The sequence below is a fragment of the Paenibacillus sp. FSL R5-0810 genome, from assembly GCF_038002285.1.
Lineage (GTDB): Bacteria > Bacillota > Bacilli > Paenibacillales > Paenibacillaceae > Paenibacillus_AQ > Paenibacillus_AQ lactis.
Genome location: NZ_JBBOCF010000001.1, coordinates 4884845 through 4900753, shown reverse-complemented (window position 1 = coordinate 4900753; position 15909 = coordinate 4884845). Strand labels below are relative to the sequence as shown.

Annotated in this window: 11 protein-coding genes; all 11 read left to right on the top strand. The window is 54.1% G+C overall.

The genetic code is table 11. From position 1 onward, the window contains the following. Positions 1 to 38: 38 nt before the first annotated feature. The 11 genes from MKX76_RS21705 (at position 39) to MKX76_RS21655 (ending at position 15790) form a co-directional block, all read left to right on the top strand. On the top strand, positions 39 to 1049 hold the full coding sequence (locus tag MKX76_RS21705; protein WP_007132950.1) for a LacI family DNA-binding transcriptional regulator: 1011 nt from the start codon (positions 39 to 41) through the stop codon (positions 1047 to 1049). 196 nt (positions 1050 to 1245) lie between these two features. Further along, positions 1246 to 2244 carry an ABC transporter permease gene (locus MKX76_RS21700; RefSeq protein WP_007132949.1) on the top strand — a complete coding sequence of 333 codons (999 nt, stop codon included), beginning with the start codon at positions 1246 to 1248 and terminating at the stop codon, positions 2242 to 2244. Positions 2245 to 2344: 100 nt separating this feature from the next. Next, positions 2345 to 3229 carry a carbohydrate ABC transporter permease gene (locus MKX76_RS21695; RefSeq protein ID WP_210094340.1) on the top strand — a complete coding sequence of 295 codons (885 nt, stop codon included), beginning with the start codon at positions 2345 to 2347 and terminating at the stop codon, positions 3227 to 3229. A gap of 61 nt (positions 3230 to 3290) precedes the next feature. Next, entirely contained in the window at positions 3291 to 4934 is a 1644-nt protein-coding gene (locus MKX76_RS21690; protein ID WP_186332972.1) for a sugar ABC transporter substrate-binding protein, read from the top strand. 124 nt (positions 4935 to 5058) lie between these two features. Then, positions 5059 to 6405 carry a glycoside hydrolase family 30 protein gene (locus tag MKX76_RS21685; protein WP_340897900.1) on the top strand — a complete coding sequence of 449 codons (1347 nt, stop codon included), beginning with the start codon at positions 5059 to 5061 and terminating at the stop codon, positions 6403 to 6405. Positions 6406 to 6638: 233 nt separating this feature from the next. Then, positions 6639 to 8351: a sigma-54-dependent transcriptional regulator gene (locus MKX76_RS21680; protein ID WP_341034609.1), complete on the top strand. Its 1713-nt coding sequence runs from the start codon at positions 6639 to 6641 to the stop codon at positions 8349 to 8351. Positions 8352 to 8653: 302 nt separating this feature from the next. Beyond that, positions 8654 to 9640: a 2-keto-3-deoxygluconate permease gene (locus tag MKX76_RS21675; protein WP_040740343.1), complete on the top strand. Its 987-nt coding sequence runs from the start codon at positions 8654 to 8656 to the stop codon at positions 9638 to 9640. Positions 9641 to 9653: 13 nt separating this feature from the next. Beyond that, the gene (locus MKX76_RS21670) at positions 9654 to 10955 is read left to right on the top strand and encodes a four-carbon acid sugar kinase family protein (protein ID WP_276824934.1); all 1302 of its coding nucleotides are present in this window, start codon (positions 9654 to 9656) and stop codon (positions 10953 to 10955) included. After that, a complete protein-coding gene (gene pdxA, locus MKX76_RS21665; RefSeq protein ID WP_210094337.1) occupies positions 10952 to 11956 on the top strand; it encodes a 4-hydroxythreonine-4-phosphate dehydrogenase PdxA in 1005 nt (334 codons plus the stop codon). Before MKX76_RS21670 ends, pdxA begins: the two co-directional genes overlap by 4 nt. Positions 11957 to 12583: 627 nt before the next feature. Beyond that, positions 12584 to 14224, top strand: coding sequence for a methionine--tRNA ligase (gene metG, locus MKX76_RS21660; protein ID WP_040740348.1), 1641 nt, complete (start codon positions 12584 to 12586; stop codon positions 14222 to 14224). Positions 14225 to 14611: 387 nt separating this feature from the next. After that, on the top strand, positions 14612 to 15790 hold the full coding sequence (locus MKX76_RS21655; RefSeq protein WP_251536227.1) for an MFS transporter: 1179 nt from the start codon (positions 14612 to 14614) through the stop codon (positions 15788 to 15790). The last annotated feature ends 119 nt before the right edge of the window (positions 15791 to 15909 follow it).

Sequence of the window (15909 nt, the reverse complement as noted above, 5' to 3'; positions counted from 1 at the left end):
TACATAAAAACGTTTTTATTGCAAAGGAAGATCAGTGAATGGGCAAGGTAACCATCAAAGATGTCGCAAGAGAGGCCGGCGTATCGATTTCGACGGTATCGAACGCGCTCAATGACGTGGACGTGCTGAATCCCGAGACCAAGTCGCATGTGTTGAAGGTGGCGGAACGGCTCAACTACGTGCCGAACCTGAACGGCAAGCTGCTGAAATCGGGCAAGACGAAGATGCTTGGCTTCTTCACCACCAGCGTATCGGGGCCCTATTTCTATACGCTCGTGGAATCCATGTCCCGCGAGTGCGACCGTCTCGGCTACGGGCTGAACGTGTTCGTGACGAAGGACAAGCAGGTCATTATGAGCAACATTCTGGGCGGGCGCGTAGACGGCGTCATCATTTTCGAAGAGCTGAGAATTGATGATAAAGACATTGCCGTCATGGAGAAGGACAAGATCAAGGCGGTATTCCTCGATCGAGTCGTTCAGAACGAGACGATGGGGAGCATTATTTTCGATTCATATGAAGCTGGATATGAGGCGACGAAATACTTGATCAGTCTCGGACACCGCAATATTGCTTACATATCGGGCGTGGACACCATGTTCGACAGCGTCCAGCGGAAGGAAGGCTATCTCGCGGCCTTACGCGAAGTGCAGTTTCCGATCGATGAGGACTTGATCCTCCAGGGTTATTTCGAGGAGGAAGGCTCCTATAACGCCGTAAAATCGTTCATCCACATGCATCCAGGCAAGGTGCCGGACGCGTTCCTGGCAGGGAACGACCTCAGCGCCATCGGCTGCATCCGGGCACTGAAATCGCTCGGCTACGAGGTTCCGAAGGATATCAGCGTCGTCGGCTTTGACGACATCGATATCGCACAGTATTTTACGCCGCCGTTATCAACGGTGCGCAACCAGATTGCGCGGCAAGGCATCCTGGTCGTTGACCATCTGGTGCGCATGATCCAGAAGAAGGAGCAGGGCAAGGTGCAGAAGCTGGCGGGAGAACTGATCGTCCGCGGCTCCAGTCAAGTGAAGGTCCGATCGGAATGAGTCGGAGCCAGTAGACTAGGCAGAAGGCGTCATTTCGGATCTGTTTTTTTAAAATTCATCCAAGCATAGGGGGTTTTTATTACCAAAAATAAAAACGTTTTTATTGAATGATTGCGTTCTTATGGATGGGTAACAAGGTGTAGTGCAATCGAGGGGTCTGGAAACAACCATGTTATTAAAGGAGGAGGCGAACGAGGTGGCAAAGACAGCCGAGGCTCCGTCCGCGACGCCCGCAGGAACGGGAGCCGTGCTTCCATCCGGCAAAAAGCCGATGGGGCGGAGAGTGAAGGAGTTTGTCGTGGATTTCGGACGGCAATGGGAGCTGCAGTCCATGATTCTTCCGGGCGTCGTGTTCATGTTTATTTTCTGCTACATTCCGATTTACGGTCTGACGATCGCATTCAAGAGCTACACGGTCATCGACACGATCGATTCCGCGCCGTGGGTCGGCTTGGACAATTTCAAAATCATCATGTCGGACAAGTACTTCTGGGATTCCGTCGTAAACACGCTGGGCATCAGCTTTCTGAAATTAGCGATCGGGTTCGTCATTCCGATTATTCTTGCCATCATGATTTACGAGGTCAGCTTCGGGCGGTTCAAGAAATTTGTGCAGACGGTGTCGTACCTGCCGCACTTCCTGTCCTGGATCGTGCTCGGCGGGATGCTTATTACCTGGTTCTCGACGACGGGCTTGTTCAACCAGCTGCTGCTCAGCCTGGGTCTGATCTCGCAGCCGCAGAACATTATGCTGGATCCGAACAAGTATTGGTGGATCGCCACCTTGTCCGACATCTGGAAGGAAGCGGGCTGGGGGACGATTCTGTATCTGGCGATTATGGCCAAGATCGATCCGACCTATTACGAAGCCGCGAAAATCGATGGCGCCAGCCGTCTCAGACAAATCTGGAATATTACCATTCCGAACATGAAAATGATCATCAGCTTGAATTTGATCCTAACTGTAAGCGGTTTATTAGGCTCGAACCTGGATCAGACGCTGGTGCTTATGAACTCGCAAAACCGGGAAAAGGCGGAGGTTATCAACTCTTACGTATACCGGATGGGGATGACGCAGGGTGACTTCTCCTACGCAACGGCCGTGGGCCTTGGCGTCTCGATCGTTTCGGTCATTCTGCTCGTGACCGCCAACAAAGTCACCAGCAAATTAAACGACAACCAGTCGGTTCTGTAACGGTTGTTCACCCAAAAGTGCCCGCTGCATCCAAAGCGCCGAATCGGACGCTAAGGGTTAAGGGCGGGCGGTAGAAGTGTAACGGGAGGGAGGCTTTACCTTGAATTCGAAAGCAGCGAAAGGGGACTGGGATAGCCGGATCTTCGATGCCGTCAATATCGCATTGCTGGTAGTGTTTACGCTGATCATCGTGGTTCCGCTTTGGAATGTTCTGGTCTCTTCCTTCAGCTCGGGCAGAGCTCTGGCGGAGGGCGGGTTTATTTTCTGGCCGACCGAATTTTCCCTTGAAAATTACCAGGCCGTATTCCGGGATGACGGCATCTGGCAGGCCTTCTTCATCTCGGTCGCCAAAACCTTGATCGGGGTCATCACCCACGTCTTTTTCTGTGCGATGGTCGGCTACGGCCTCAGCAAGCGGTACGTGCGCGGCCGCAAATTTTATGTCACGATGGGCGTCATCACGATGTTTTTCTCGGGCGGGATGATTCCGACGTACCTGCTCATCAAGGACCTGGGCATGCTGAACAGCTTCTGGGTGTATATTATTCCGGCGCTGCTCAGCTTCTACGATGTCATTATTTTGATGAATTTCTTCCGCAACGTGCCGGATTCGCTGGAGGAATCCGCGAAGATTGACGGCGGCGGGGATTGGCGGATCTTTCTGAGCATCTTCATTCCGCTGTCCATGCCGGCAATGGCGACCATTGCGCTGTTCAACGGCGTCGGACAATGGAACGACTTTATGACGACCAAGCTCTATATTACGGATCAGTCGCTGTACCCATTGCAAATGATGCTCTACGAAATTATTGTGCAGTCGCAGACGCAATCGATGCAGAACGCCGGCTCGGTCGTGATCGAGACGACGACGAAGGGCGTTCAGCTTGCCACGATCGTTGTTACTACGCTGCCGATTGTTGCGATCTATCCAATACTTCAAAGGTACTTTATTTCCGGAATGATGCTGGGAGCGGTGAAAGAATAAGAAAGCAGCAGTAGGTTCGGGTCTGAAAGAAAGCGCTTTTATTAAAAGGGAGGGTTACTGGATGTTGAAGATGGATAAATCAAAGGGCAAAACAAGATTCGCATGGGCTTCGCTCATGCTGGCGATTATGCTGGTGGTTGCCGGCTGCGGCTCGGGCGGCGACTCCGGCTCCAAGAAGGAAAACTGGATCTCAATCGAGGACCGGTACACCCCGGATCCGGAAACGCCGGCGTGGAAGCTCGATAAGAAGGAAGAGGCGACGGAGCTGACCTGGTATGTGAACGCTGATTGGTGGAACACCGATTTCGGCAAGGACGTCGTCACGAAGAAAATCAAGGAAGACCTTAATATCAACATCAAGTTCATCACGGGGGACGATACGAAGCTGAATACGTTCTTTGCCGGCGGCGATATGCCGGATTTGATCACGACCTTCGACTCCAACTCGCCGGTAGTGCAGAAGGCTGCGACTTGGGCATTGCCGCTCAATGATCTGGCCGAGAAGTACGACCCTCACTTCAACAAGGTGGCAGCGCAGGATACGCTGAACTGGTTCCAGCTGAAGGACGGCAAAACCTACGGGTACCCGAACTACTCCAACACCCAGGCGGATTATGACAGCGGTAACATTCCGGCGAAGACGGCGTTCATCATCCGCAAGGACGTGTATGAGGCGCTGGGCAAGCCGAGCATGGGAACGCCGGATGAGTTCCGCGCGGTATTGGCTGACATCAAGCAAAAATTCCCGCAGCTGATTCCATTCGGATTCAACTCGATCGGCGAGGGAACCGGGTCGCTGGGCGACGTGCTGCAGGACTTCATCGGCGTGCCGTTGGAGGACGAGAACGGCGGGTTCTACAACCGCAATCTGGACGAGGACTACCTGACGTGGGTGAAGACGCTGAACACCGTTTATCGTGACGGCGCAATCAGCGACGACAGCTTTGCGGACGACGGGACGGCTTTTGAAGAGAAGGTGAAAGCGGGCAAATACGCGACGATTCTGCTCGACGGAACCCCGCAGCAGGGCGGCAATCTCCAAAGCTTCGCCAGCGCTAACCCGGGCAAGGAATACATCGCGATTGACGGGCCGCAAAGCACGGCGGGACATGCTCCGACCTTGAACCAATCCGGCATCACCGGCTGGATGATCAGCTTCATTACGAAGAGCAACGCCGATCCGGCCAAATCGATTCAGCTGTTCACGTACCTGCTGAGCGAAGAGGGCCAAATGCTGATGAACTACGGAATCGAAGGCGAAACCTATCAGGTCAACGCCGACGGCACCGTAGCATTCCTGCCGGCCGTGAAGGAGCTGCAATTGAACAATCCGGACACCTTCAAGAAGGATTATCGTATGGGTGAATTCATGTTCTTCGGCCATGACCGCCATAAGGCGCTAAGCCAGGACGCCTTCCCGGATGCGATCAAGCAGATGCAGGAATGGGGCCGGGGCAAGCTGGTGCCGCACTTTATTCTGGAGAATATCAATCCGGATCAAGGGACCCCGGAGGCTCGCGCATTGAGCGCCATTAATACGAAGTGGAACACGACGCTCGTCAGCATGATCCGTGCCAAGGACGATGGGCAATTCGAGAGCATTTTGAATGAATACAAATCGTTCCTTGAGGCCAACAGCTGGGACAAAATCGTGGACATCCGCAACGAGAAGATGAAAGCGAATAAGGAGAAGCTTGGTCTTTAAATAGACGAAGGTCCATGCAGGGGCTGCGGAGATTTTTCCAAGAAGGGGAGAGCTTCAGCAGACAAGCCCCTGGCATGGGCCGATCCGATGGATAGGAAACTTAGCGAACCTGGAGGGAAACAGCATGCTAAACATCACCATTTATGAGTCGAGAGGGGAAGACGAGCTATTCGTCCCGAAATCGAAGGAACAGCTATCTCCGGTACCACCGGACGAGGAGCATAGCACGATTACCATTAACGATGAGCTTACCTATCAGGAGATGGACGGATTCGGGGCATCGTTTACGGATTCGGCCGCGTATTTGATCCATCAAGTGCTGGAGCCGGAGCAGCGTTCGGTGCTGATGAGGAGGCTGTTCGATGCGGAGGAAGGAATCGGCTTGTCGGTGCTTCGCAATCCGATGGGCGCTTCCGACTATGCCCGCGATTTCTACAGCTATGACGATATGCCGGACGGTGAAACGGATGAGGAGCTTAAGCGGTTCTCGATCGCGCATGATGAGGAGGACATCATCCCCTTGGTGCAGGAGGCGCTGCGGCTGAATCCGGATGTTAAGCTGATGGGCTCGCCTTGGAGTCCTCCCGGCTGGATGAAGACGAGCGGCTCGATGATCGGCGGGGAATTGAAGCCGGCATATTACGGGGTGTATGCAGATTATTTCGTGCGGTACATCCAGGCTTATGCGAAGCATGGCCTGCCGATTTATGCCGTAACCCCGCAGAACGAGGCATTGTATTCGCCCGTGCACTATCCGGGCATGATCATGCTGCCGGAAGCGCAGAGCGATTTTATTAAAAACCATCTCAAGCCGAAATTCGTGCAGCACGGCATCAACACGAAAATACTGTGTTATGACCACAACTGGGACAAGCCGGAGTATCCAAAGGCAGTGCTCGAGCAGGCGAATGACGAGGTGGATGGCGTCGCGTGGCATTGGTATGGAGGGCGGCCATCGGCGCAGACCGAGGTGTTTGAAGCTTTTCCTGGCAAAGAGGTCCATTTCACGGAGGGATCGGGCGGGGAGTGGATTCCGCCGTTCGAACCGGCTTTCTCTAATGTGATGCGGACGGGCATCGATATTCTCCGGAATTACAGCAAGTCGTTCGTGCTATGGAATATGGCGCTCGATGAGAAGAACGGGCCTACGGTACCGGGATTCGGCAAGAGCACCTGCCGCGGTATCGTCAAGATCGATCAAGGAAGCAAGGAGCTGACCTATACGCTGGATTACTACGCGCTCGCCCACTTCAGCAAATGCATTCGTCCCAAAGCGGTCCGAATCGCGTCCGAATCCAGCCATGCGCCGGTATCCAACGTTGCATTCAAAAATACGGACGGCTCGGTGGCCGCCGTGATGTTCAACGACGGGGAGCAGGCTGCCAATGTATCGCTTGCGCTGAAGGGTATAGAGGCGTTAAGCTTCCGCATGGAAGCCAAGAGTGCCGTAACGGTACGGATTGAAGCATAACTGAATATGATAGAGGCACCCCCTGGCATGGAAGACGGTCGGGGGGGGTGTTCGCTGTTCATTTTGTGCCGATGGGAAATCTTCTTACCGCTAGCGCATCCTGATCGGATCCCGTTTAATAGTCCGGCTCCCGGCAAGGCCCTTGCCCTGTGATCCCATAAAAAGTTGGTTATTTGAACGGGAACGTTTAGAATAATGAGCATAGGGTTAACCAAAGAACTTATAGGTGGAACATGATGAAGATAAAAACATTGTTTATCGCTCCTTACCCGGCCATGACCCCGCTCATCGACGAATGCCGGCAGGAGGATCCCGATCTGGATATTCATATCGAGGTGGCGAACCTCCAGGAGGCGATTCCGCTTGCGCAGGCAGGAGAGTCTCAGGGCTATGACGTGATCATCAGCCGGGGCGGCACGGCCAAGCTGATCGAGCCCGAGGTGGCGATTCCGGTCATTGACGTTCATGTTTCGGGCTATGACATGCTGCGGGTGCTGACGCTGGCGAATGATTTTCCCGGAAAAAAAGCGATTGTCGGTTTCTCCAACATTACCCTTGGGGCCAAGGCCATTACCGATGTGCTGGATATCGAGATCGAGGTGTGCACGGTCGAGAAGGCAGGGGAGGTCGACTCGATTCTGGAGGAACTCAAAGACAAGGGCTATGAGCTGATTATGGGGGATGTCGTAACGATAGAGGCTGCCGCCAAGCACCGTCTGGAGGGCATTCTTATCCAGTCCGGGCGGGAAGCGATTTTTGAAGCGTTCCAAAGGGCGAAGTCGGTTCATCGCCTTTATCGGCGAAAGGAGTGGGAGATTTCCTTCCTCCAATCCCTGCTTGCCGAGACGGCCAACAACCTCATCGTGCTGGATCGCCAAGGCGAAGTGGTCTATCAAAACTGGATCGACTATGATTCCTGCCCTGTTCCGGTCGATGAATTAAGCGCAGGCATTCGGGAGAATCCGGATCAAACCCGTGTTCTGACGGTTCAGGAGCGCGGGCAGCGCAAGCTGAAGCAGAAGCGGATATTGAAATACATCCAGGGGAAGCCGTACTATCTGTTCGATTTCTCCGAAATGAAGGAGAGTACCGGACAAGTGGCCTTCCCTGTCGAGGCCGTATCCCAGCTGCCGATGATCATTGCCCGCAGCGAATCGATGGCCGGATGCCTCGCAGCAATGGAGCATCATCTCGAGAGCGACTCCTTCATCCTGATTGGGGAAACGGGTACCGGCAAGCAGCTGCTGTCACGCTACATTCACTTCAAGAAACACGACCGCAAGGGGCTGTACGCGGCATTGACGGCGAAGCAGGCCTTGACCGAGATCGAAGGCGAAGGCTTCGACGACGATATCAAAACGGTCTATATTAACGGAATCGACATGCTTAGTCCGAACGAGATTTCGAACCTTCAAGCTCTGGTGAGGGCTGAACGCAGCAGGGGGCGAACGGTGATACTGGCCTTCGAGAAGGAGGATCCGGTCTATCAATCGCTCCTGTTCGATGAGCAGTCCGTTCGCGTGAATGTGCCGGCACTGCGGGAGCGCAAGGAAGATATTAAGGCGCTGGCAACCTACTATATCGCTGCCTATCACGGAACGCTGGGCACATCGCCGGTCAAGCTGAAGGACGAAGCCGCGATGATGCTGGAAGGGTACAGCTGGCCGGGCAATGTGGCCGAATTAAGGACCTTGCTGAAGGATGCGGTGACGGAGGAAAAAGGCTATGTGATCGGGAGGGCGCAAATTTCCCGGCATCTTGGCAGGAAGCAGATACAGCATTCTGTAAACGCCCGTTTGCCGGCGGATTTTCTTCAAGGAACTTTGGATGAGATTGAAAAGCGGATTATTCATGCCGTCATGAAAGAAGAACATGATAATCAAACGCGCGTTGCGGAACGGCTGGGGATCAACCGCTCGACGCTGTGGCGAAAGCTGAAACAATAGTTTCAGCTTTTTTTGTTATGCTGATATATCTGCGTTTCATTATGCGTGAGGGGTATCGGTTCAGGAGGAACGGTCAGAATAAGGGAAGGCACGGAGTCAGGCTTTGAACCGGTAGTGTCTCATTTAGTTTGGCATCTTGGAGAAGGAAATATAGCTCTTTAGATAGAATGTTTAAAATTGCAACAATTTTTGAACAATGTGTTGCAAATTTTAGAGTAAGCATTTACAATAATCCCTGCAAGCGATTTCAATTATGAATCACTGTTTAATATTGAAACAATTATTGAAGGGGTGCTACAATAATGAAGATCAAAGCAGCTTTAGATCGAATTCCCGGAGGCATGATGGTAGTTCCGCTGCTTATTGCAGCAGTTATCAATACCTTCGCTCCGGATTTGCTTCGCATCGGTAATTTTACTGAGGCCTTGTTCGTAAACGGTTCAAGCACATTGATCGCGCTGTTCCTGCTCTGTACGGGGGCGCAGATCAACGTCAAATCGTTCGGCGTATCGGTCGGTAAAGGCGCGACGCTGCTCGTAACCAAGTGGGTAGTAGGGGCGGCATTCGGCTTGATCGCTTATGCGTTTGCCGGCGAGAACGGATTGTGGCTCGGCCTGGCGCCGATTGCGGTCATCGCGGCGATGACCAATAGTAACGGGGGCTTGTTCGTGGCGTTGGTCGGCCAGTATGGCAGCAAAGAGGACCGCGCGGCCTATTCTTTGCTGGCATTGAATGACGGTCCGTTCCTGACCATGGTGGCCTTGTCGATCTTCGGTGCGATGGGATTCGTCGACGGCATGTTCTCGTTCGTCTCGTTCATCTCGGTGCTGCTGCCGATTCTCGTCGGTATGGTGCTGGGCAACCTGGACGAAGACATGCGCAAGTTTCTGGATAAAGGAAGCTCTATGCTGATTCCGTTCTTTGCATTCTCGCTCGGTATGGGCATCGATTTCGGCGCGATCGTGGAAGGCGGACTGTCCGGCATCATTCTTGGACTCTTGACGGTGTTTGTTACAGGTACTGCAGGTTACTTTGTATTTAAAGCGATGAAATGGAATCCGATTGTCGGAGCGGCTGAAGGCTCGACTGCAGGCAACGCGGTGGCGACGCCTGCTGCCATTGCTGCCGCCAATGCATCCTTCGCGGCCTTTACCGATATTGCAACCGTGCAGGTGGCGGCCTCTGTAGTAACGACGGCCATCCTGCTTCCGATCTATGTCGGCTTCCTGGTCAAACGGATGGAGAAGAAGGGATATTCATTTGAGCGGGAAGCGGAAACCGAAGTTTAAAGGTGTGATAAATGTGATCAATCAAATGGGAATTATCGCTGACGATCTGACGGGGGCGAACGATTCAGGCGTACAATTGGCGAAGAAAGGCCTCTCCTCGACCGTTATACTCGACTATCGTCAGAGCGGTGACGCTGCGCCTGCCGATGTGCTGATCGTGGATACAGACAGCCGGGCGAAGCAAGGTGCCGAAGCTTATGAAGCGGCATATGGAGCGGCCCATTATTTGAAACGGCATGGTTACGGGCATATTTATAAAAAGGTGGACTCGACGCTTCGGGGCAACATGGCGGAGGAGCTGAGGGCGGTGGAGCAGGTGTTCCGCCCGGATCTGATGTTGATTGCTCCGGCTTTTCCCAAGATGAACCGGGTAACCGTCGGCGGGCATCACTATGTGAACGGCTCGCTCATCACGGATACGGAATTTGCCAAGGACCCTAAGACGCCTGTTACGGAAAGCTTTATTCCTGGGCTTCTCCAGGCAGGGGCCGGCCGTGAGGTAGGGCTGATCGATACGAGCCTGCTGCGGGGGCCCGCGGATGAGCTTGCGGCATATGTGAACCAAGCGATATCGCATGGGCAGACCTGGCTGGTCTGCGACAGTGAGTCCGAGCAGGATCTTCGGACCATCGCCGCCTTCTTCTCGAGCTGGGATCGATCGATCGTCTGGGCCGGTTCGGCCGGGCTGATCGAATACCTGCCAGAGGCTTTGGCTTTGAAGCCGTCAGGTAGCGGGGAGGAGGCTGAGGCGCTGGCGGGCAAAACGCTGGTTGTCTCCGGCAGCTTGTCCAGAACCACGCGGCAGCAGCTGACAAAGGTCGGCGAGATGGCGGAGGCCTGCATGCTGGAAGTGGATCCGGTCGACTTGGTCCGAGGCGATACAGATGCCGATCGTTACGTTCGAGCATTGGAAAAGAGCTCGGACAAGCCTTATGCTGTATTGTATGTGGACGGTTCCGAGCATAATCGCATCGCTGCGAAAGCAGCGGGAGATCAGCTTGGGCTGTCCTTGACGGAAGTAAGCGAAGCGATCTCTCGGGGACTCGGGCATATTACACGGGAGATTTTGCAGGCATTTGAGGATATTGAGGGGCTGGTGCTGACGGGCGGAGATACGGCGAAGGCGGTCTGCCAGGAGCTGGGGATCGGCGAAATGCAGCTCCATTCGGAGGCGGAGCCCGGACTGCCGTTCGGTAAGCTCCAAGGCAAGGGTCGCAGTTATTGGGCGATTACGAAAGCCGGAGGCTTTGGCCGTGACGAGTCGCTCGTTGATGCGTTGCAGTATATGACCACAAAGAAAAGGGTGAGAGTATGAGTGAGCGCAAACCGATAATCGGCATCACGATGGGCGATGCCGCTGGCGTCGGACCGGAGATTATTCTGAAGAGCCTCAAGCAAGGGGAGATGTATGAGATCAGCAGACCGTTCGTCATCGGGGACCGTAAGATCCTGGAGCGCGCGAAGACGTTCGTAAACAGCGATTTGGCCATCGAGAGCATTGCTGCGGACGAGCTGGAGCAGGCCGATTACCGTCTGGGCACGGTATACGTGCTGGATCTGGACTTGCTGCCGGGCGATCTGCCGGTCGGTCAAGTGTCGGCCGAGGCTGGACATGCCGCGTTTAAATATTTGGAAAGAGCCATTGAGCTGGCGAAGGAAAATCGCATTCAAGCAATTTGCACGGCTCCGCTGAATAAGGAGGCTCTTCACAAGGGCGGGCACAAATATCCGGGTCATACGGAGATTTTGGCAGACTTGACGGGAACGCAGGACTTCTCCATGATGCTGTCCGCGCCGAACCTGAAGGTCATCCATGTGACGACCCATGTCGGACTGATCGATGCCGTGAAGATGATCACGCCGGAGCGGGTATATCATGTGATCAAGCTGGCGCATGAGACGCTGCGGAAGGCGGGGATCGATGCGCCGAAGATTGCCGTGTGCGGGATTAACCCTCATGCCGGGGAGAACGGCCTCTTCGGGTACGGGGAAGAAGAGGAGAAAGTCATTCCGGCTGTTGAGAAAGCTCAGGCGGAAGGCATTGAGGTTGTGGGACCGCTCCCGGCGGATACGCTCTTCTTCCGGACGGTTCGCGGCGACTTCGATATCGTCGTGGCCATGTATCACGATCAGGGACACGGACCAGTCAAAGTGCTGGGCCTGGATGCGGGCGTCAACATTACGGTCGGGCTGCCGATCATCCGCACAAGTGTTGACCACGGCACGGCATTCGATATTGCCGGAACGGGCATCGCGGATGAGAAGAGCTTGATGGAAGCGATCCGCCAAGGGGCCGAGCTGGCGCCGAAGGCTTAACCGATCAGACTGTGAGTATCAACCAATATGCAGTCCTTTCTTGCCGGATGGCAGAAGGGGCTGTTTTTTTCATGAAGAGAGCGATGGCTGACCATTGGATGGGCAGGACTGCTTGAATCGTATTTCGATCCCGATGGATCTAGGCTTTATGCAGCTGTAAATCATATGGAGAAGCGACACTCGCTTTACAAAAATCTTTGGCGCTTATGTGAGATTAGATGCTAAGCGGCTTTGCATTTTTTCTTACGTAACAGGTCGCCCCTTGACTTCGGGAGTTATGATCAGGTATGATTTCCAATAACTTGAATATGCCAATGACAAGCGATGATGAGAAGAGTACCTAGGTAAGGTCCTTGACCAGAGAGCCCCGGCAGGTGAGAAGGGGTAAGGAATGAGCCTAAGGGAATATGGCCTCTGAGCTGCGCACCGAAGCTGATCCAAGCCGTAGGCTGCGCCGGAACCTGCACCCGTTACTGTGCTAGGGTATACGTGCATGGAATGCGCCGTACCCGAAGAGGTGAATGCTGTGAGGCATTCGTGAAATTGGGTGGTACCACGTGAGCACAAGCTCTCGTCCCTTTGGGATGAGGGCTTTTTTTGTTTGTGAAAAAAAGGAGGGATTATATGATGACCAACATTTTTATCGGGGGCGCGTGGCCTTACGCGAATGGATCGCTCCATTTGGGGAGGCTGGCGAGTCTGCTCCCTGGCGATGTATTGGCTCGTTATTTTCGGGCTAAAGGCGAGCGGGTGCTGTATGTATCCGGCAGCGATTGCCACGGAACGCCGGTGGAGGTTCAGGCCACTGCCGAGGGGATTGCTCCGCGGGATATTGCGGACCGGTACCATCAAGAATTTTCGGAATGCTTCCGGCGGCTTGGGTTTACCTACGATCTGTACACCCGTACAGACCAACCCTTCCATCACCGTATTGTACAGGAGCTGTTTTTAAAGCTTCAGGAGAACGGGCATTTATACCGGAAAACGATCCGGCAAGCGTATTGCGAGACCGACCACCGGTTTTTGCCGGACCGTTATGTGGAAGGGGACTGCCCGATATGCGGAAGCCGGGCTCGCGGCGACCAATGTGACGTATGCTCCGCTATTTTGGACCCTTCGGACCTGACGAACGTAGCCTGCAAAATTTGCGGCAACCCTCCGGTAGAACGCCCCACGGAGCATTTTTATGTACCGTTGTCCAAGTTTCAGGAAGATCTCGCGCAATACGTGAAGGAAGCTGAGGGCTGGCGGGAGAATGCGGTGCTGCAGAGCCGGCGATATCTGGAGGAGGGCTTGCGGGACCGGGCGGCTACAAGGGATTTGGACTGGGGGATCGACGTCCCGGTTCCGGGGCTTGAAGGGAAGAAAATCTATGTCTGGATCGAGGCGGTTAGCGGATATTTATCGGCAAGCAGGCAATGGGCCGCGGAAACGGGCGGAGATTGGGAGTCCTTTTGGCAGGAAGATGGCGACATTACCGCCTACTACGTTCACGGTAAGGATAATATTCCGTTCCATACGTTGATTTGGCCGGCGATTCTTAAAGGGGTAGGCGGACTGCATCTGCCGGATCGGATCTTGTCCTGCGAATATATGACCTTGGAAGGGAGAAAATTTTCGACAAGCCGAAACTGGGCGATCTGGGTGCCGGACCTTCTTAGCCGCTATCAGCCGGATTCGATCCGCTACTTCCTGATCGCCAACGGACCTGAGCATCGGGATACGGATTTCTCTTGGCTCGATTTTATTAACAGGCATAATGGTGAGCTGCTCGGGGCTTTCGGGAATTTGGTGAATCGGACGCTGGTTTTTATCGAAAAATCGTTTGGCGGCAAGATTCCTGAAGGGAATTTAGAAGAGGATTGGCGGAGGATCATCGAGCAATCGTATGTCGATACCGGAACGCTCATCGAACAAGGTCGTTTGAAGGAAGCCTTAGCCTCCGTCTTTCGGATCGTGCGCCAGGCTAACAAATTTTATGATGAGCGGAAGCCATGGCTTCAAATCAAGAATGACCCGGAGGCTTGCGGTCACACACTGCATACCTGTGTGCAAATCATCGCTAACCTTGCGAATCTTCTGCAGCCTTTTATTCCGTTCGCCTGTGATCGGATACGGGACTTTCTTGCGTTGGATGAGCCGGGCTGGTCTCGGTGCCATGTACCCGTAAATCGGACGGTATGCCAGTTGGCGAAGCTGTTTGAGCGCATTGATCCGAGCCGGATCGAGGAGGAGATGAGCCGCTTGGGTGGGGCTGATCTGCAATGACCCTTTTTAGGGATAAGGGGTCTTGGTTGCTGTATGATGTTGATCGGGTCGGCTGCGTCCAAAAGCCGGAAATCCGGGCCAAGAACATCCGGTAGTTTACCGAAATGTTGAAGAAGGAGAGAGCTACCCAAGCGGGTCGGTCGATGACTGCCCGCAAGAGTCAGCGCCCGGAAAGAAGGATTCCCGGGGACGGACAATATCCGTTATAATAGCGTTAACGAAAGAGGCAAGCGAGCATAATATAAGCAAGTTTATCAAGCGAAGAGGAGGCCGCTGAATGAATCAAGCCCGACCGCCCTGCTAATCCCTCGCCGTACTTCGTGCACGAGGTCCCCCCTCTGTATCCGGATTTGAAATAAGACAGTCCGATAAGAGAGGGAGCCGATAATGAACCATTCGATAAATATAAATGTGTGGAAGCTGCTGGCGATCCGCTTCTTCTACAGTCTCATTCCCGCGTACGTCATCGAACGATTGTACTGGGAAGATCGAGGCATGACGATTCCGATGGTCGTGTATGCGGAGATTATTTATGCCGTTACAATCGTGCTGCTGGAAGTGCCTAGCGGCATGATGGCCGACCGCTGGGGGCGGAAGACCATGATGCTGGTCTCCGCGCTCATGGGCTGCGCGGAGTTTCTGCTGCTCCTGTTCGCCGAGGCATTTTGGCATTTTGCGCTCGTTGTCGTTGTGGCGGCAATTGGCGGCGCGGCCAGCAGCGGGGCCGAGCAGGCGCTGCTGTATGAGTCGCTGCGAGAACGAGGGCGGGAGCGCTCCTTCGAGAAGTGGCTCGGCCGCTTGAACGCGGTGGATATAGCATCAACGGTGCTGGCGGCGCTGTGCGGCAGTCTGCTGGCAAGCCGTCTGCCTTACGAATTCAACTACGCGCTGTCGCTAATCAGCATGCTGGTCTGCCTCGGCTTGACCTTGACGCTGACGGAAGCGGGGTCGTCCGGGGACGGGGAGGAAAGTCCGATTCCAATCCGCGTGTACCTTACCGCATCATGGAGACTGTTCAGGGAGAACCGGGGGCTGCTATTGGTAATGCTGTCCGGCATGGTCACAGGGGCAGCCGTCAATTTCATCGATGAGTTCTGGCAGACATATTTAGAGCGTGTGGAGATTCCCGTGCTGTATTTCGGCCTGTTCTCCGCAGGCATCTTTCTGCTCAGGCTTCCGGGCAACTTGCTGGCATTCGCGCTGAAGGAGCGGTTCAGCTACAGGCTGCTCTTAACCCTGGTTACCGTCGTGCTGGCTACCTGCTTCTTCTGGCTTGCCGCCATGCGGGATAGCCGCTCGATAGCGGCATTGTTTGTCATATCCCTGTTCGCTGGCCTCATCGAGCCATTAGCCGCAGGATATCTCCAACACCGGGCAGACTCCCGAATGCGGGCGACGATGGGATCATTCCAGTCGTTGGGGGAGAAGGCGGTACTAATTGCAATCGGCTTAGGCTTCGGATACTTTTCGTCGAAATTCGATGTGTTTGGCGGATATGGCTTCATTGCCGGCATCTGCGCCTTGTATGCGTTGTATTTTCTAACCGCTTCGCACAAAGCCGTTTAAACAATGCCTTGGTGCTGCAAGCTTTCCCTTAACATCGACAGCCTCAAATTGATTCAGGTGCTATTAGACCGCGCAGATTCCTGGATGTATTTCCGTGTACGGGTGGTGGCGAGCACCTG